An 18,236-nucleotide genomic window follows, 5' to 3' on the forward strand; every position below is an offset into this window, starting at 1 on the left:
TAAAATTGATGCTACAAATTAGACCTACTTGTGAACATTGCAACAAAGCATTACCTAACCATTCTACAGAAGCTATGATATGCTCTTTTGAGTGCACCTATTGCAAAACTTGTGCATCAGAGATTTTCAAAAATGTATGCCCCAGTTGTTCTGGCAATTTTGTAGAGCGTCCAATTCGACCTTCGAAAATGTTAGAGAAATATCCTGCATCAACAATTGAAATCTTTAAACCTAAAGCTTTAGAAAAGGCTAAAATCAATACAAATATATTTATAAACATCAAGCCCTCAGAGAGATAAAACTTCTAAAGATTAAACAAAACATTAATAGTTCTAAAACAATTCACTTGTTATTTTAAATTAATAAATTTGTGTTTTACAACACTTAATAATTCTATGAAGAAATTTTTTAAAATTTTAGCAGTTATACTTATTTTAATAATTGGATTTTTAACCATCTATTATTTTGCTAATAATGAAGATTTACCTGAAGGTAAAAAAGGAAAAGAAGCAGAAGCCTTAGCCATAAAAATGTTTAATGCAATAAATCATGAAGCTTTTGAAAATACCGAAATCATTGAGTGGAATTTTAGAAATGCTCATTTTTACAAATGGTTCAAACAGAAAAATAGTGTTGAAGTAACTTGGGATAATAATAAAGTGAATTTAAACACAAAAGATGCTTCTAAATCTGAAGTTTATGTAGATGATAAAAAATCAGACAATAAAGAATTAATTGCAACAGCACAGTCTTATTTTAATAACGATTCATTTTGGTTAATTGCACCTTACAAAATTTTTGACGCTGGCACAGAAAGAAGCATCGTAAATTATGAAGGTAAAGATGCTTTAATGGTAACCTACACTTCTGGAGGCTCTACTCCTGGAGATTCTTACTTATGGATTTTAGATGAAAACTATTTGCCTACTTCTTATAAAATGTGGACCTCAATTATACCAATTGGTGGTGTAGCAGCAACTTGGTCTAATCTAAAAAGAACTGAGGCTGGTATTTTACTGCCTAAAAGCCATACCTTGTCTTTATTTGGTTTAGAGATTCCTATAGGGAATGCTAAAGCCTACAATAAGCAAGCAAATGATTTAGCAAATAAAATTTTAACTGCCATAAAACACGAAAATTATAAGAACACTAAATTTTTAGAATGGAGTTTTGGAGGCAGAAGAAATTTTAAATGGAATAAAGAGAGCCATATTGTTGATGTTTCTTGGGAAGATTTTCGTGTGAACTTAAATCCTGAAGATTTAGACAATAGCACCGTTTACTTTGAAGGCGAAAAGCAAGAAGATACAGATGAAAAAATTGTGAAAAGAGCTTGGGATATTTTTAATAATGATTCTTTCTGGTTAGTTGCTCCTCATAAATTATTTGATGATGGTGTAATTAGAACTTTAGAATCTATTGATGGTGAAACAGGTTTAAGAGTAACATACACTTCTGGAGGAACAACTCCTGGAGACAGTTATGTGTGGCTTTTAGATGAAAACTTTATTCCTAAAAGTTATAAAATGTATTTAAAAAATGGCAGAATGAACGGTACACCTGCAACTTGGGAAAGTTGGATTACCACAGAAAGTGGTACCTTATTGCCTACAAATCATACTTTTTCTAATGGTGCTACTTTAAGCATGGGAGATGTAAAAGGTTATAATTAATGACATCAAAAATAATAGCAAACGGAATTTTAAGAGCATTGGGTATAATACTTGGTATTGTGCTGCTAATTCTCTTTTTAATAGAAATTCAATCTGTTATTACTTACATTATAATTGCAGCAGTTTTATCTTTAATTGGGCGTCCAATAATTTTATTTTTAAGAAAAAAACTAAAATTTCCAAATACGCTAGCTGTTGTAACCACAATGATTCTGATGTTAAGCTTATTAACAGGAATTGTAGTATTATTTATACCTCTTATTATAGAACAAGGTAAAAGTTTATCACTATTAGAGGTTGATCAATTGCAATACAATGTACAATCTATCTTTAATCAAATCACAGCCTATTTCTCATCTAAAGGTATAGATGTTTTAAAGGAATTAAAAAGTATCGACTTTGCAAATCAATTTAAAACGATTCCCAATATTTTTAATAGCATCTTAGGAACTTTAGGTAACTTAAGTGTTGGCTTATTTTCGGTTTTATTTATTTGTTTTTTCTTTATGAAAGATAGTAGATTGTTTAAAAAGGGAATATTAACCTTAATCCCTAATAATAGCGAAAATAAATTTTCTCATTCGTTAGAAGTTATAAATAACCTTTTATCGAGATACTTTATAGGTCTAATTTTTCAGATAACTATCTTATTCATCATCTATACAATTGTACTTTTATTTTTCGGAATTTCAAATGCAGTCGTTATTGCATTTTTGTGTGCTTTGCTAAACCTTATACCTTATGTTGGGCCAATTATAGGAGGTTTGTTAATGTTTACTCTATCTATGACCAGCAATATTGGTAATGATTTTCAAGCATTTATTTTACCAACATCTTTAAAAATTATGGTGTTTTACTTTCTAGCACAAGTATTAGATAATTTTGTAAGTCAGCCTGTGATTTTCTCAAAAACCACAAAATCTCATCCTTTAGAAATTTTTTTGGTAATTATTATTGGAGGCTTGTTATTTGGTGTTATAGGTATGATTACAGCTGTACCTTCTTACACTGCTTTAAAAGTTATTTTAAAAGAATTTTTATCTGAAAATAAGATTGTAAAATCCTTAACCAAAAACATTTAATTACTATTGAATTTAAATATCTTAGAGGAAAACGTACAACAATATATTACTGATAATTTAAAATCAGAGATTACAAAACTAATCTTAAAAGGAAGCCCATTTGAAGACATTTCATCTCAAGAATTAGCAAATCAGGTTATTGCAAAACAAAAATCCGAAAAGAAATTACCTACTTGGTTTAACACAAGCAAAATTTATTATCCTCCTAAATTAAGTATTGAGCAAACTTCATCAGAAATTACTGCTAAATACAAATCAGCAATTATAGAGGGATCTTCGATAATAGATATTACTGGTGGTTTTGGAGTAGACTGTTTTTACTTTGCTAAAACATTTAATAAAGTAACTCATTGTGAAATTAATGAAGAGCTATCTAAAATTGTATCACATAATTATAAAGAATTAGATGTTTCTAACATTACAACAATTGCAGGTAATAGTTTTGAATTTCTCAAAAATACAAAGCAACATTATGATTGTATTTATATAGATCCAAGTAGAAGAAGTGATGTAAAAGGTAAGGTGTTTTTGCTTAAAGATTGTTTGCCTTATGTACCTCCAAAAATAGATTTCTTTTTTACTAAAGCAAATAACATTTTAATTAAAGTATCACCAATCTTAGATATTACAAATACAATTAATGACCTAAAAAATGTAAAAGAAGTACATGTAGTTGCTGTAAATAATGAAGTTAAAGAGTTACTGTTTTTACTAGAAAAAGACTATAACAATACTATAAAAATTAAAACAATTAATTTTCAGAAAGACCAACTTCAAAGTTATGATTTTGCTTATAAAGATGAAGTACAAGCAAGTTATTCAGAACCATTAGATTATTTGTACGAACCCAATAGTGCCATTTTAAAAGCTGGTGCATTTCAACAAATTGCAAAGCATACAAATAGTTTTAAATTACATCAACATTCGCATCTTTTTACATCTAAAATGTTAATAACTTTTCCTGGAAGAGCATTTAAAATAGATACCATTTTAAAATACGATAAAAAGAAATTAAAGAAATTGTTACCAGAGAATAAGGCGAATTTTACGACTAGAAATTTCCCAAAAACAGTAGCACAGCTAAGAAAAGAGACTAAAATTAAAGATGGTGGAGCTATTTATGTGTTTTTCACAAAAATCAATAAAAGTGACCTAATAACTATTATTTGTAGTAAAATTTAAGCTAAAATTGTTAATTTGTTAACATTCCTTAATTTTTTTGTTCTTAATTGAAATAATTATTTATATTTGTAACCACTTTATGTGTTTTATTTTTAGGGGTATAAGACACTAAAGCCCAAGTCTCGATTTCGATATCGAGACTTTTTTTTTGCTAGTACTTTTTCATTAAGTTTGTATAGAAAGATATATTCTTCATACCTATGCAATCTACCCTATATCAAGGTCTAAAAGTTTCAAAATCAAACTACACAAAAGTTGATGATTTCCTTGTTGTAGAAGCTCCACTCCAAATTAATATCAATAACGAGCCATATACAGTAGTTATGAGAACTCCTGATGATGACTTTGAGTTAATTAGAGGCTTATTGTTTGCCGAAGATATTTACAAACAGAAAGCACCTTTAGCAATGAATATTCTTAAACAAGAAGATAATATTCCCAAAATAGTTGATGTTTCTATATCTAAAGATCATTTAGGCAAAGGTTATTTGAATAAAAGAACGTTACTATCTGTCTCATCTTGTGGTATTTGTGGTAAAAAGGAGTTAAATGACATTAAAGTAACTGGTAATAATTTAGAGAATAGGTATCAATTAACTGCGAATCAACTACATAAAATGTATGAAGTTATGCATACACTTCAAAAGACTTATAACAAATCTGGAGGAAGCCATGCAGCTGCATTGTATTCTAAAGACAATAATCTTCTTACATTAAAGGAAGATATTGGTAGACACAATGCTGTTGATAAAGCTATTGGCAATTTACTCATAAATGAAAACTTAAAAAAAGCGCATTACTTGCTTGTTAGTGGAAGAGTTTCTTACGAAATAGTCACAAAAGCTTTTATTGCAAAAATACCCGTAATTGTTGCAGTTTCTGCATGTTCAAGTTTAGCTGTAGATTTTGCCAAAGAATTTGGTATTTGCTTAATTGGCTTCACTAGAGAAAACAAACTAACCATCTATTCCAACACAAACGCAATTAATCTTTTAGCACATGATTAAAAAAACAAATGCTCAAAATCCAGAAAAATATACAGGAATAGAATTAAAAGAAATTCCTCATTCAGCAGTTGGCTTTAAGGCCATAAAATCTTCTATAAATCATGTAAAAAATGAAGCAGGACTATTTAGAGGAATGAGCTTATTAAAAAACTTAAATCAAACCTATGGTTTTGATTGTCCTGGCTGTGCATGGCCAGACCCTGATGAAAAAAGAGCCTTTCTAGCTGAATATTGTGAAAATGGTGCAAAAGCAGTTGCTGAAGAAGCAACAAGAAATAAAGTTTCCCCACTATTTTTTGCAACTTACTCAGTGAGTAATTTGGCCAAACTTTCTGATTATGAAATAGGAAAAAAAGGTCGAATTACACATCCTGTTTATTTACCTGAAGGCGCAAACCATTACAAAGAAATTTCTTGGAAAGATGCTTTTAAGCTTATTGCAAGTGAACTTAATAGTCTAGATTCTCCTGATGAAGCCATTTTTTACACCTCAGGAAGAACGAGTAACGAAGCTGCATTTTTATATCAATTATTTGTAAGACAATTTGGTACAAACAATTTACCTGATTGTTCTAACATGTGTCATGAGGCAAGTGGTGCAGCACTTTCTGAAACATTGGGTATTGGTAAAGGTTCTGTTACATTAGATGATTTTAATCATACAGATTTAATAATTGTAATGGGGCAAAACCCTGGCACAAATCATCCTAGAATGTTAACTGCATTAGGTGATGCCAAAAAGAATGGAAGTAAAATTATAACCATTAATCCTTTACCTGAAGTTGGATTAATGAATTACAAAGACCCTCAAAATCCTTTAAAATGGGTAGGTTCAGGACAAGATTTAACAGATTTGTTTTTACAAGTTAAAATTAACGGAGATGTAGCTCTTCTAAAAATCATTTTAAAATTAATGATTGCTAAAGAGGAAGAAGATACAGGTTCTGTTTTTGATTATAAATTTATAAAAGAAAAAACCCATGGAGTTGAAGCTTTAATAGACGATTTAGAAACCTATTCAATTGATTATCTATTGCCTCAAACAGGGTTAACTTTAAAAAAAATTAAAACGGCTGCAGACCTAATTATAAACAATAAAAAAATTATCATTTGTTGGGCAATGGGTTTAACTCAGCATAAAAACTCTGTAGACAACATTAGAGAAATTGTAAATATTTTACTTCTAAAAGGTAGCATTGGAAAAAAAGGTGCAGGAACATGTCCTGTGCGTGGACATTCTAATGTACAAGGAGATAGAACTATGGGCATTTGGGAAAAAATGCCAGATACATTCTTAGATAAAATTGATTCTGAGTTTAACTTTAAATCTCCAAGAAAGCATGGTTTTGATGTTGTAAATTCTATAAAAGCCATGCATCAAAAAAAGGCCAAAGTATTTTTTGGTATGGGTGGTAATTTTGTGTCTGCAACTCCAGATACAGAATATACAGCAGAAGGTTTACGAAATTGCAATTTAACTGTTCACGTTTCTACAAAGCTAAATAGAAGTCATTTAATTCATGGTAAAAAGGCTTTAATTTTGCCCTGTTTAGGAAGATCAGAAAAAGATTACCAAACTTCTGGAGAGCAATTTATATCTGTAGAAAATTCTATGGGAATTGTTCATAAATCTCAAGGCCATTTAGAACCTTGCTCTGAAGATTTGTTAAGTGAACCTGCAATTGTTGCTGGTTTAGCCAAAGCAACTCTAAAAAACTCAAAAGTAAATTGGGATGAACTTATATCTAATTATGATTATATAAGAAATAAAATAGAAGCTGTTATTCCTGGCTTTAATAACTATAATAAAAGAGTTCGAGAAGATGCTGGTTTTTACTTACCCAATAATGCAAGAGCAAATAACTTTAAGCCCACAGCAACAGGTAAGGCAAATTTTACGGTAAATGCTACTTCTGATTTAAAGCTTACAGAAGATCAATTTATAATGATGACTATAAGAACTCACGATCAATACAACACCACAATTTATGGTTTGAATGATAGGTATAGAGGAGTATTAAACGAGAGAAGAGTTATATTTATGAATAGTTCTGATATGGAAAAATACAATATTAAGAAATTAGACATCGTAGATTTAAGAAGCCACTTTGATGATGAAATTAGAGAAGCCAAGGGTTTTATAGCAATTCCGTACAACATTCCAAAACAATGTTCTGCAACGTATTTTCCTGAAGCAAATGTATTAGTACCTATACAAAGCACAGGTAGAACTAGTAATACACCAACATCAAAAACTGTAATTATTACAATCCATAAAAGATAAAATGAAGAAAATTCTAAGTTTATTTCTATTCCTATTTTTAAGTTATCATAGTTATGCACAAACTATTGAAATTCCTAAAAAACAAACTCAGAAAGCGTTTGCGAAATTAGATTTTTTGTCAATAAAAATGCCAGAAACTAGCATTCCTAATGAAAAAAACATGGGCTTTTCTGGTATTCATTATAATTTAATGTTGAACGATTGGGCTTATGCTGGTCTTGGTATTTATGGAGCTGTAACTGGTGAAAGAGGTGGCTTTTTTACTTTAGGCGTAAATGCAGGAATTAAAAAATATTTAAGTCCTAAGTTTTATGTTGATGCTGGTTTTCATTTTGGAGGTGGTGGAGGTGCTGCTGCTCCTGATGGTGGAGGCGCATTTATTTTACCTCACGCAAATCTTGGTTATGATTTTGAACACTTCTCTATAAATTCAGGTTGGAGTTATGTTGACTTTTTTGATGGTGGTTTAATCCAAAATCACCAAATTAATTTTAGTCTAGAAATACCCTTAAATTACGATTATGCCTCTTACAGAGCTTCTGAAACCGAATACAATTTTAACAGTCTTAAGCAGTCTGATTGGAATGTAAACTCAAAGAGAACCTCTTTAATGCTGCATTTAAATACCTTAAAAATAAAAGGAGAAACGCAAGGTATTAATAACGGAAAAACTATAAAATTAGCAGGTTTTGAATTAGGTACCTATTTCACCAAAAACTGGTTTGCATTTCTAAAAGTTGATGGTGCCTTTGATGGTATTAAAGCAGGTTATATGGATGTATTTTTAGGTGGTGGCTATCACCTATCATTCAATAACAACAGCACAAATATACTTGCCAAATTTGGAGCAGGTGCTGGTGGTGGAGGTGGAATCGATTCTCAAGGAGGTTTCTTAATTTATCCAGATTTATCTCTTGAACAACGTATTTTTAAAGACATCTATATCTCCGTAAATAAAGGGTTTGTAATGTCTCCTAATTCACATTTTTATACATCTTCACTAGGAGTTGGTTTAAAGTATTATGTGGAAAGAAATGGTACTAATTCTGATAAAAAATTCAGCTCAGGTAAATTTAAAGGACTAGAAATTATTACAAAACATGATATTTATTTCAATGCAGATAGAGATTCTAATCCTACAGAAGATTTACACCAAATCTCGCTTCAAATTAATTTAAACCTAAATAAAAACATATACATCACTGGGCAAACGTCATTTGCCAATTTTGGAAACGCAGGTGCTTATGCTGAAGGAATTGTAGGTTTAGGCGTACAAACTAATTCATTTATGAATGATAAAGTATCTATATTTCTACAAGCTTTGGGAGGAGCTGCTGGTGGAGGAGATATAAGTACAGGACAAGGATTAATTGTAAAACCAAGTGTAGGTTTTAATTACCAATTAAATGATAATTTAAGTTTTAGAAGTGCTGCTGGTTATGTAAAAGCTAAAGGTGGATCTTTAAGTAGTACAGCTTTTAATTTCGGATTAAAATATCATATATCATTTTTAAAAATGAAGAAGTAAAGTAAATCTAATTATGAAAAAACCTTTTTTAAACCTTATATTTTTTATCCTATTTCTAAATTCATTAATTATAGAAGCTCAAAACATACAAATTATACCTCAGCCAAACACCATTATATATGGTAAAAAATCATTTATAATAAATGAAAACACTAAAATTGTCTCATCAAATGATGCTAAATTGATAGAACAGGATTTAGCAAATTATATTAGAAATGAGTTTAATCTATCGTTAAAAACTGCCAAGCAAGGTTTTGCGAAAAAGAATTTCATCACTTTTAAAATAGATGAAAACTTGCAAAATGAGGCTTATGAATTAACTGTAGAAGATGATAAAATTACTGTTTGTGCTAAAAACAAAGCTGGTTGGTTTTATGGCAAACAGACCTTAATACAATTACTTTCTTACAACTCACATTATTCGAAATATGAAAATCAAATTAAAGTAAAGAGTATTAAAATAAAAGATGCTCCAAGATTTAAATGGAGGGCTTTTATGTTAGATGAAGCTAGATATTTTAAAGGTAAAGAACAAGTGAAATTACTTTTAGATGAAATGGCTTTTTTAAAAATGAATACGTTTCATTGGCATTTGGTAGATGATCAAGGTTGGCGAATTGAAATTAAAAAATATCCAAAATTGACAGAAATTGGATCTAAAAGAAAAAGCACACAAATTGGCCCTTTACAGTGGGAAAGCCCAATACAATCTGCAGAGCCTCATGAAGGTTTTTATACCCAAGAAGATATTAAAGAAATTGTGGCTTATGCCCAAGCAAGAAACATTACTATTGTTCCAGAAATAGAAATGCCTGGTCATTCAACTGCTGCAATAGCTTCTTATTCTTGGTTAGGAACTTCTAAAAAAGAAATAGAAGTGCCCATAAAATTCGGAGTTGGAAAAGATGTTTACGATGTTACAAACCCAAGAGTAACACAATTTCTAAAAGACGTATTAGATGAAGTTATGACATTATTTCCATCAAAAGTTATTCACATTGGTGGAGATGAAGTAAAATACAACCATTGGAAAAATTCGTCCTCTGTTCAGCAATACATGAAAGAGAAAAAATTAAAAACACCTGCTGATTTACAGGTTTATTTCACTAATTCAATATCTAATTACCTACAAAGTAAAGGTAGAAGAATGATGGGTTGGAACGAAATTATGGGGCATAATTTACATGAATATCAGGATGAAAATGACACCAAGACTTCTCAAAAATTAGCAAAAGAAAGTATTGTACATTTCTGGAAAGGAGATGTTGAGTTGGCAACAACTGCAGCAAAAAACGGGTATGAAATTGTAAACTCTTTACATTCTTCTACCTATCTAGATTATAGATATAAAAATCTCCCTTTATCAAAAGCATATGCTTTTAACCCAATTCCTAAAGATTTAGATATAAAATATCATAATAAAGTGATTGGTTTAGGTTGCCAAATGTGGGGGGAATGGATTCCTACAAATGGAGAAATGCATTATAAAGTTTTTCCAAGAATAGCTGCTTATGCAGAAATAGGTTGGACCGATTTAGAAAATAAAGATTTTAGTGCTTTTAAAATAAGTCTTAAAAATTTACAAGATAGATGGGCATCTAAAGGCATATTCTATGCACCTAATGAATTTGTAGAAAAAAAATAATTTAACTTGAAAGAAATAATTTCTATTGCTCCAGGAAGAACTTGTTTATTTGGCGATCATCAAGATTACATAGGGTTACCAATAATTGCATGTGCAATTGATAAACACATTACCATTAAGGCTGTTAAGAATAATAAAGAAAATTTTGTTATTGACTTGCCAGATATCAATCAAAAAAGAACAATTTCTATTCATCAACAACAAAACGAATTAGAACAAGGAGATTTTTTGCAATCTAGTTTACAGGTTTTAAAAAGATACAATTGCATACCCAATTGTGGCTATGATGTTTTAATTACAGGAACTATTCCAATAAATTCAGGAACTTCTAGTTCATCTGCATTAACAGTAGCTTGGATTCAGTTTTTATTAAAAGCATTTGGGCCAGAAGAACTTTTATCACCAGAAAAATTATCTCAATTAGCCTACGAAGCTGAAGTTTTAGAACTTAATGCTCCAGGAGGTAAAATGGATCAATACAGTATAGGTTTAGGAAATATCATTTATTTAGAAACGGGTGAAGATTTTTCTTATCAAGTTTTAAAAAATCCTATTCCTGGTTTAATTATGGCAGATTCTGGTGTACCAAAAGAAACCACTGCCCTATTACATCGCTTAAAAACTAATTCTTGGAAAGCCATTAAAGAGGTTCAAAAACATATTCCTCATTTTACCATAGAAACTGCAAATCTTGCGCATCTAGATGAATATTTTAACTATTTAAGTGATGATTTAAAACCCTATTTAGAAGCAGCTCTTGGCAATTACACTGTTACCAAAACTGCACTATTAGAATTTAAAAAAGAAAGGTTAAATCTTAATTTAATAGGTTCTTTAATGAATAAGCATCACTATTATTTAAAAGAGCTTCTCAAAATTACAGTACCTAAAATTGATAAAATGATAGATGCTGCATTATCAGCTGGAGCTTTAGGAGCCAAAATAGTTGGTTCTGGTGGTGGAGGAAGTATTGCAGTTATTTCTGATGAAACCAATAAAAATAAAATTATAGCAGCTTTGAATAATGCTGGCGCTAAAAGTGTTTACTTTGCTAACGTTGATCCTGGAGCAAGATTAATTAAATAATATGCATAACAATTTAATAATTTTAGCTGGTGGCATGTCTTCAAGAATGAAGAAGCCATCAACCTCAAAAAACATCAACAAAGAAAAAATTAACGAGGCTAATTCTCGAAGTAAAAGTTTAATTGGAGTTGGAAAAGAAAACAGACCATTAATGGATTACTTACTTTACAACGCTAAAAAAGCAGGCTATAAAAACATTTATATTGTTATCAATAAAAATGGGAATCTTTTCAAAACTTTTTATGGCACTAAATCAGCCAACAATGAATTTAAAGGATTAAACATTTCATTTCCGATTCAAAAAATACCAGACTTTAGAGAAAAACCTTTTGGAACAGCAGATGCAGTTTATCAAGCAATAGAACAATTTCCTAAATTAAAAAAAGAATCATTTACAGTTTGCAATAGCGATAATCTATATTCAATTAAAGTTTTAGAATTATTGAGAAATTCTGAAAGTGTAAATTCACTTATTTCATATGATAGAAAAAGTTTAGAATTTTCATTAGAAAAAATATACTCTTTTGCTATTATGAATTTGGATAAGCAGAATTACTTGAAAGATATTATTGAAAAACCCACAAAAGAGGAAGCTGAAAATTATCAAGACAAAGATGGCAAGATAAGAGTAAGCATGAATATCTTTAAATTAGATGGGCCAATAATTTTTGAGTATTTAAAAAATTGTCCCATTCATCCAAAAAGAAATGAAAAAGAATTACCAACTGTTGTATTAAATTGCATCAAAGATCATCCAAAGAGTTTTTTAACAATTCCTGTTTCTGAACATGTTCCAGATTTAACCGCAAAAGACGATATATCAATAGTTAAGAAATATATTGATGAAAATTACCCTACAAATTTAGCTTGGTAATTATGCTCTATCCAATAGCTGACCTTCTCCCTTTAATTGGATTGTAATCCGTGTAAATAAATATATAAGTTATTAACAATTAGTCTTTTGAATACCGTTTTTCTATAAAATATATTATATTGCAACACTTTTTAACCCCTTAACCCCTTAATTATGGATAAAGAAACCATAAAACAATTGTGCGTGCTTGCATTCACTTCAGTAATACTCTATTTCTCAGGATTTCATTTAATTTCTATTGGAAACTTAAAAAACCTATCAGATGGTTTTGTAGTGATCGTTTTCTTTTTAGCTTTTTTCCCTTTTTTGGGCAATTTTGCTTCATTAACGTTTAAATGTTTCAAAAAAGTTTTAGGCTAAGAATTTTAAATTTGTAACTATAAAATTATTTTTTGTACATTTACTTTAAATTGTAATCCCCCACAACAATGAGTAAACTTATCATTAAACAAGCGATAGTCGTTTTAGTTACAGCAACAGCCTTATATTTTTCTGGATTTCATTTAGCATCTAATGAAGGTATTGAGAATCTTTTAGACGCATTTATGGTTATGTTATTTTTCATAACCCTGTTTCCATTTATAATTAATTCAGTAAAATTAGTCTATAAATTTTTTAAATCGCTTTACAATATAATAGCAGTGTAGTTCACTAATAGTTATTTATTTAATCTAGAAGTGTTTAATAGTTTATTAGTAGAATTCACATAACTATTATAAAGCGAGTTGTATTTCACCAAATCATTAAATTGATATTTGTTGGTGTTATTTTTATGTAGTAAAATATCGCCATTTGTAAGCTCTGTAGTACTTCTTGCATCACTCAATTCAGGAATTTCTAATATAGCATCCTTATTATTTGCTATCACAATACTTTGAGATGCCAATAATTTGGTATTACCTGTCTGTCTGTCTAATACTTTAATATCTGCTTTAACAACATTATATCCTCTAGATTTTTTTTCAACTGTAGACTCCACATAAAACATAATTTTTGATGAAGGCCTACATTCAAAATATTCTTTATTTAAAGCTTCAATTACATCAATCTGATCTAGATTAATTCCGTTTTTAGAAGTTTTAGTTTCAATTGTAGTGAAGGAAAATATTCCAACAAGTAATAAGAATAGGGTTGAGATTTTTTTTATCGTTTTCATAAATAGGGTATTTATCTGCAACAAATTTACCCTATAAATTAGCTGAAATTAGAAATTTTCGCCAAGTGGCTTTTAAATGCAGTCGAATTGAGACGAATATAAAGATGAAGCTATTGAATAAAACAAAAAACCACACTATTTATAGTGTGGTTTAAGTGAGCCCTGAAGGATTCGAACCTTCGACCGCCTCCTTAGAAGGGAGGTGCTCTATCCAGCTGAGCTAAGAGCCCGTAGTTTTTATGTTTCTACGAAAACAAAGTCGGGGTGGCAGGATTCGAACCTGCGACCTCCTCGTCCCAAACGAGGCGCGATGACCGGGCTACGCTACACCCCGAGTGCAATTTGCGGAGAGACAGGGACTCGAACCCTGGCGACCAAAAAGGTCGACAGATTAGCAATCTGCTGCATTACCACTCTGCCACCTCTCCAAAAAATTCCACTATTAAATAGTTGAATTAAATTGCGAGTGCAAATGTAATATTAGAATTACAATTTACCAAGATTTTTTAATGTTTTTATTAAGTTTTTTTATTCTGGATATTCTACCCTTAAATGATAGATGTTCATCAACTTTTTCTTGATCACTTTTTTAATCAATTTAATTTCCCTGAAAGTAATATCTGAGTTTACAAATTGGTTATCGGACATTTGTTTATCAATAATTTTATCAATTAAATCGCTAATAGACTGAGCTGTTGGATTTTTGATACTTTTCGATGCGGCTTCTGCTGCATCACACATCATTAAAATAGCAGTTTCCTTAGAAAATGGTATAGGACCTTTGTATTTAAACTTTTCAATATCAACTTCGGTATCTGGATTTAGTTCTTGCTCTTTTTTATAAAAATAGTAAGTAGAACTTGTACCATGGTGCGTTCTGATAAAATCAATAATTCTATCTGGTATATTATTTTTCTTAGCTAACTCTACCCCTTTAATAACATGATCTGTAATTATTTTACTGCTATCTCTAGGTGATAAATCATTATGTGGATTTACACCTGTAGATTGGTTTTCTATAAAATACATCGGATTTAGCATTTTACCTACATCATGATATAACGCTCCAGTTCTTACCAACATGGAATTAGCACCAATTTCATTGGCTGCAGCCTCTGCTAAATTAGCTACTTGCATAGAGTGCTGAAATGTTCCTGGAGCTTCTTCATTCAATTGTCTTAAAAGCTTTGTATTGGTGTTAGAAAGCTCTAATAAGGTAACATCAGATACCAGTCCAAAAACCTTTTCATAAATATAAATTAATATAATTGAAAGAAATGAAAGCAATCCGTTCATGGCAAAAAGCACAAAATAATCCCAATTAATTTGAGATACATTACCTTCTTTAATTACTGAAAAGGCAAAGTAGGTTAACATATATATACCTGTTATTTGAGCTACAGATATAAATAGATTGGCTCTTTTGTATAGTTCAGAAACTGTAAGTATGGTTACAATACCTGCAATGATATGTAGATAAATAAACTCAAAACTATTTGGAACTATGTATCCCAAAAGCAACACTGTTAATACATGACTAAATAAACCCAATCTAGCATCAAAGAAAGCCTTAATAATAATTGGTAAAATACTTAAAGGAACTATATACAAATAATCGGAGTTATATTTAATTACCAAAGTTTGTATAAAAATTATGGCAAATACATTAAAAAAGATAAATGTTACTTTGTTGTTATTTTCATAAATTTCAATTCTATATTTATGTAAAAAAAGCAATAACATTAATAGGGCCAGAGATACTAAAATGGTATATCCTAAAACAATCCAATTGTAATTAGAATCTGTCCAGATTTTAGATTCTGATTCACTTTTTAAGGAATTTAAAATAGCCAACTTTTTACCCTCTACTATATCACCTTTTAAAATGATTAATTCACCTTCTGAAACTTTACCTTTTGTGTAAGAAATATGGTCAATATCATTTTGAATTATTTTCTCTGTAAACTCTTTATCATAAGACACGTTAGGTTTAATAACGCTTGCCAAAATATTTAGTAATAAGTTCTGGTTATAGGATAATTCTTTCGATCCAATTTCAGTATTAATCAATGCTAAAACTTCTTTTGAGTTGAATAGGTTTTTAAACAAAATATCTTGCACTTCATTTTCTTTTTTAAGTGCAACAATTTCATCTAACTCCGAAACTCTGTCTTCACTAATTACCTCTAAATATCCATAGTTATAAACCTCTTCAATAATGTTCTCTCCTACTCTTTTTAGTGATAATCTTTTGGCTTCTGTTAAGGAGTCATTCAATTTTAAACTTAAAATTTTATCATTAAACGAAGCCCTAACTTGGTTTACAACCTCTGCATCATATTGAAAATACAATTTGGCATTTACCTCTATTTGCTTTTTTTCAACGTTAATTTCTTCATCTGTTTTTTGTATAGCAAAATCGAAAGTAGCATATAAGTTATCATACTTCCATAGCTGACCATTGCTAAAATCATATTTAAACTGCCCCCCTTTTGGAAACAAATAAACAATGGCAACAGTAGTTATTAGAAATAGAATAACTTTATAAATAATTGTGTTATTTCTATATATTTTATTGATGAAATCACTCATAAGTAACAGTGTTATTATAACAAACTTACAGTAAAAAAATGAAGCCCAAAAATTAAGATTTCTTTTTGATTTAAAATGGTTATTTTCGCAAGACAAAGAAACGATTTAAAGAAAAAAATATATAGTATGAAAGAAGTAGTAATTGTATCTGTAGCAAGAACACCTATTGGAAGTTTTATGGGAAGTTTATCTTCTATTCCAGCTACAAAATTAGGTGCTATTGCCATTAAAGGTGCTTTAGACAAAATAAATTTAGATGCCAATTTGGTTCAAGAAGTATTTATGGGTAATGTAGTTTCTGCAGGTTTAGGACAAGCTCCTGCAAGACAGGCAGCAATTCATGCAGGTATTCCAGATTCTGTACCTTGTACTACAGTAAATAAAGTTTGTGCATCTGGTATGAAATCTATTATGCTTGCAGCCCAAACAATTGCTTTAGGTGATGCTGACATTGCTGTAGCAGGTGGAATGGAAAACATGAGTTCTATACCTCATTATCAACATGCTAGAAACGGATCTAAATTCGGACCAATTACTATGGAAGATGGCATGCAAAGAGATGGTTTAGTAGATGCTTATGAAAAGGTTGCTATGGGTGTTTGTGCAGATGAATGTGCTGCAGAATATGAATTCTCAAGAGAAGATCAAGATGCCTTTGCAATACAATCTTACAATAGATCTGCTGATGCTTGGGCTTCAGGTAAATTTGATGATGAAATTGTACCTGTTTCAATACCACAAAGAAGAGGTGAGCCTATTCTATTTTCTGAAGATGAAGAATATAAGAATGTTAAGAAAGAAAAAATACCTGCTTTAAGACCTGCTTTTACAAAAGAAGGAACTGTTACTGCTGCGAATGCATCAACAATAAATGATGGTGGGGCTGCTTTGGTTTTAATGTCTGCTGAAAAAGCGCAAGAATTAAATTTAACACCAATTGCAAAAATTAAAAGTTATGCAGATGCTGCTCATGAACCTAAATGGTTTACTACAGCTCCTGCAAAAGCATTACCAAAAGCATTGGCTAAAGCTAATTTAAGCATAGATGATGTTGACTATTTTGAATTAAACGAAGCTTTTTCTGTAGTTGGCTTAGCAAACATGAAAATATTAGGTATTTCTGATAAAAACACTAACGTAAATGGTGGTGCTGTTTCTTTAGGGCATCCTTTGGGTGTTTCTGGAGCAAGAATTGTAATTGCTTTAACTTCTATTTTAAAGCAAAATGACGCCAAAATTGGTGCAGCTGCAATATGTAATGGTGGTGGAGGTGCTAGTGCTCTAATTCTAGAAAGAATTTAATTTATAAAAGATAGTTTTTGTACGGAATTTGTAATTTAAGTATTGTTCCTTTAAGGAAAGAACCAACAGATCAATCAGAAATGGTTAGTCAGGTTTTGTTTGGTGAATTTTTTACAATACTTGAAAAAGATAAAAACTGGAGTAAAATTAAATTGGCTTTTGATGATTGTGAAGGTTTTGTTGACAATAAACAATTTCAGGAAATTGAATATGCTGAATATCAAAATTTACAAGAGGCTAAGCCAGTTTATTCTGGAGAGATTATCGATTTTATTTCAAATTCAGCTAGAGAATTCTTTACAATCCCTTTAGGAGCAAACCTGCCTAATTACAACAATGAAAGTTTTATTTTAAATAAAGAAAATTATCAATTTGAGGGTGCTATTTTAGACCAAGTAGCAAGTAAAGAAGAAATATTGCAAAAGGCGTACGTGTATTTAAACACACCCTATTTGTGGGGTGGTAAAACTCCTTTTGGTATAGATTGTTCAGGATTTACGCAAATGGTCTACAAATTATGTGGTTACAAACTTTTAAGAAACGCAAATGAACAAGCTACACAAGGTGAAGTTTTAAGTTTTATAGAAGAAAGTGAGCCAGGAGATTTAGCCTTTTTTGACAACGAAGAAGGTGAAATTATACACGTTGGTATAATATTGAATAATTATACTATTATCCACGCTCATGGCAAGGTTAGAATTGACACTTTAGATCACAGTGGAATTTTTAATGCTGACCTTCAAAAACATACGCATAAGCTAAGAGTAATTAAAAAGATTATCTAAAATAAAAAAAACCGAAACTTTAAAGTTTCGGTTTTTTTAT

Annotated in this window: 15 protein-coding genes and 3 tRNA genes; 13 read left to right on the forward strand and 5 right to left on the reverse strand. The window is 30.3% G+C overall.

All coding sequences use genetic code 11. The features are described 5' to 3' along the window. Positions 1-8 precede the first annotated feature (8 nt). The 11 genes from MED152_RS13505 to MED152_RS04700 all read left to right on the forward strand — a co-directional run bounded on the left by MED152_RS13505 (position 9) and on the right by MED152_RS04700 (position 13,008). Entirely contained in the window at positions 9-299 is a 291-nt protein-coding gene (locus MED152_RS13505) for a DUF1272 domain-containing protein (RefSeq protein WP_083903255.1), read from the forward strand. A 96-nt stretch (positions 300-395) separates the two neighbouring features. Then, positions 396-1,673 (forward strand): hypothetical protein, encoded by a 1,278-nt coding sequence (locus MED152_RS04650; protein WP_015480710.1) that lies wholly within the window; start codon positions 396-398, stop codon positions 1,671-1,673. Beyond that, on the forward strand, positions 1,673-2,755 hold the full coding sequence (locus MED152_RS04655) for an AI-2E family transporter (protein WP_015480711.1): 1,083 nt from the start codon (positions 1,673-1,675) through the stop codon (positions 2,753-2,755). The genes MED152_RS04650 and MED152_RS04655 overlap by 1 nt, the downstream gene beginning before the upstream one ends. A 6-nt stretch (positions 2,756-2,761) precedes the next feature. Then, complete coding sequence (locus MED152_RS04660) at positions 2,762-3,937, forward strand: class I SAM-dependent methyltransferase (RefSeq protein WP_015480712.1); 1,176 nt, start codon at positions 2,762-2,764, stop codon at positions 3,935-3,937. Positions 3,938-4,137: 200 nt separating this feature from the next. Then, positions 4,138-4,944: a formate dehydrogenase accessory sulfurtransferase FdhD gene (gene fdhD, locus MED152_RS04665; RefSeq protein WP_015480713.1), complete on the forward strand. Its 807-nt coding sequence runs from the start codon at positions 4,138-4,140 to the stop codon at positions 4,942-4,944. Then, the gene (locus tag MED152_RS04670) at positions 4,937-7,228 is read left to right on the forward strand and encodes an FdhF/YdeP family oxidoreductase (RefSeq protein ID WP_015480714.1); all 2,292 of its coding nucleotides are present in this window, start codon (positions 4,937-4,939) and stop codon (positions 7,226-7,228) included. The genes fdhD and MED152_RS04670 overlap by 8 nt, the downstream gene beginning before the upstream one ends. Position 7,229: 1 nt before the next feature. After that, positions 7,230-8,756, forward strand: coding sequence for a hypothetical protein (locus MED152_RS04675; protein WP_015480715.1), 1,527 nt, complete (start codon positions 7,230-7,232; stop codon positions 8,754-8,756). Positions 8,757-8,769: 13 nt separating this feature from the next. Next, positions 8,770-10,401 carry a beta-N-acetylhexosaminidase gene (locus MED152_RS04680; protein ID WP_015480716.1) on the forward strand — a complete coding sequence of 544 codons (1,632 nt, stop codon included), beginning with the start codon at positions 8,770-8,772 and terminating at the stop codon, positions 10,399-10,401. A gap of 6 nt (positions 10,402-10,407) precedes the next feature. Further along, complete coding sequence (locus tag MED152_RS04685) at positions 10,408-11,487, forward strand: mevalonate kinase (RefSeq protein WP_015480717.1); 1,080 nt, start codon at positions 10,408-10,410, stop codon at positions 11,485-11,487. 1 nt (position 11,488) lies between these two features. Further along, positions 11,489-12,361 carry a sugar phosphate nucleotidyltransferase gene (locus tag MED152_RS04690; protein WP_015480718.1) on the forward strand — a complete coding sequence of 291 codons (873 nt, stop codon included), beginning with the start codon at positions 11,489-11,491 and terminating at the stop codon, positions 12,359-12,361. A 428-nt stretch (positions 12,362-12,789) separates the two neighbouring features. Continuing rightward, on the forward strand, positions 12,790-13,008 hold the full coding sequence (locus MED152_RS04700) for a hypothetical protein (RefSeq protein WP_015480719.1): 219 nt from the start codon (positions 12,790-12,792) through the stop codon (positions 13,006-13,008). An 11-nt stretch (positions 13,009-13,019) separates the two neighbouring features. Here the strand turns inward: MED152_RS04700 and MED152_RS04705 are convergent, their stop codons facing one another. The 5 genes from MED152_RS04705 to MED152_RS04725 all read right to left on the reverse strand — a co-directional run bounded on the left by MED152_RS04705 (position 13,020) and on the right by MED152_RS04725 (position 16,109). Then, positions 13,020-13,517, reverse strand: a complete 498-nt coding sequence (locus tag MED152_RS04705; RefSeq protein ID WP_015480720.1) for a hypothetical protein — start codon at positions 13,515-13,517, stop codon at positions 13,020-13,022. Between the two features lie 156 nt (positions 13,518-13,673). Continuing rightward, a tRNA-Arg gene (locus MED152_RS04710) sits at positions 13,674-13,747 on the reverse strand. 29 nt (positions 13,748-13,776) lie between these two features. Then, positions 13,777-13,851, reverse strand: a tRNA-Pro gene (locus MED152_RS04715). 11 nt (positions 13,852-13,862) lie between these two features. Next, positions 13,863-13,945, reverse strand: a tRNA-Ser gene (locus MED152_RS04720). Positions 13,946-14,045: 100 nt separating this feature from the next. Next, complete coding sequence (locus MED152_RS04725) at positions 14,046-16,109, reverse strand: HD family phosphohydrolase (protein WP_015480721.1); 2,064 nt, start codon at positions 16,107-16,109, stop codon at positions 14,046-14,048. Positions 16,110-16,235: 126 nt separating this feature from the next. On the opposite strand from MED152_RS04725, the gene MED152_RS04730 reads away from it, so the two are divergent. Further along, positions 16,236-17,411: an acetyl-CoA C-acyltransferase gene (locus MED152_RS04730; RefSeq protein WP_041383877.1), complete on the forward strand. Its 1,176-nt coding sequence runs from the start codon at positions 16,236-16,238 to the stop codon at positions 17,409-17,411. Between the two features lie 17 nt (positions 17,412-17,428). Continuing rightward, a complete protein-coding gene (locus tag MED152_RS04735) occupies positions 17,429-18,196 on the forward strand; it encodes a C40 family peptidase (RefSeq protein WP_015480723.1) in 768 nt (255 codons plus the stop codon). The last annotated feature ends 40 nt before the right edge of the window (positions 18,197-18,236 follow it).

The sequence above is a fragment of the Polaribacter sp. MED152 genome (genome assembly GCF_000152945.2).
Classification (GTDB): domain Bacteria; phylum Bacteroidota; class Bacteroidia; order Flavobacteriales; family Flavobacteriaceae; genus Polaribacter.

What these genes read in the sequence shown, in the direction of transcription:
- MED152_RS13505 (WP_083903255.1), top strand. Translation starts at nt 9, where the DNA reads ATGCTACAAATTAGACCTACTTGTGAACATTGCAACAAAGCATTACCT.
- MED152_RS04650 (WP_015480710.1), top strand. Translation starts at nt 396, where the DNA reads ATGAAGAAATTTTTTAAAATTTTAGCAGTTATACTTATTTTAATAATT.
- MED152_RS04655 (WP_015480711.1), top strand. Translation starts at nt 1,673, where the DNA reads ATGACATCAAAAATAATAGCAAACGGAATTTTAAGAGCATTGGGTATA.
- fdhD (WP_015480713.1), top strand. Translation starts at nt 4,138, where the DNA reads ATGCAATCTACCCTATATCAAGGTCTAAAAGTTTCAAAATCAAACTAC.
- MED152_RS04670 (WP_015480714.1), top strand. Translation starts at nt 4,937, where the DNA reads ATGATTAAAAAAACAAATGCTCAAAATCCAGAAAAATATACAGGAATA.
- MED152_RS04675 (WP_015480715.1), top strand. Translation starts at nt 7,230, where the DNA reads ATGAAGAAAATTCTAAGTTTATTTCTATTCCTATTTTTAAGTTATCAT.
- MED152_RS04680 (WP_015480716.1), top strand. Translation starts at nt 8,770, where the DNA reads ATGAAAAAACCTTTTTTAAACCTTATATTTTTTATCCTATTTCTAAAT.
- MED152_RS04690 (WP_015480718.1), top strand. Translation starts at nt 11,489, where the DNA reads ATGCATAACAATTTAATAATTTTAGCTGGTGGCATGTCTTCAAGAATG.
- MED152_RS04700 (WP_015480719.1), top strand. Translation starts at nt 12,790, where the DNA reads ATGAGTAAACTTATCATTAAACAAGCGATAGTCGTTTTAGTTACAGCA.
- MED152_RS04705 (WP_015480720.1), bottom strand. Translation starts at nt 13,517, where the DNA reads ATGAAAACGATAAAAAAAATCTCAACCCTATTCTTATTACTTGTTGGA.
- MED152_RS04725 (WP_015480721.1), bottom strand. Translation starts at nt 16,109, where the DNA reads ATGAGTGATTTCATCAATAAAATATATAGAAATAACACAATTATTTAT.
- MED152_RS04730 (WP_041383877.1), top strand. Translation starts at nt 16,236, where the DNA reads ATGAAAGAAGTAGTAATTGTATCTGTAGCAAGAACACCTATTGGAAGT.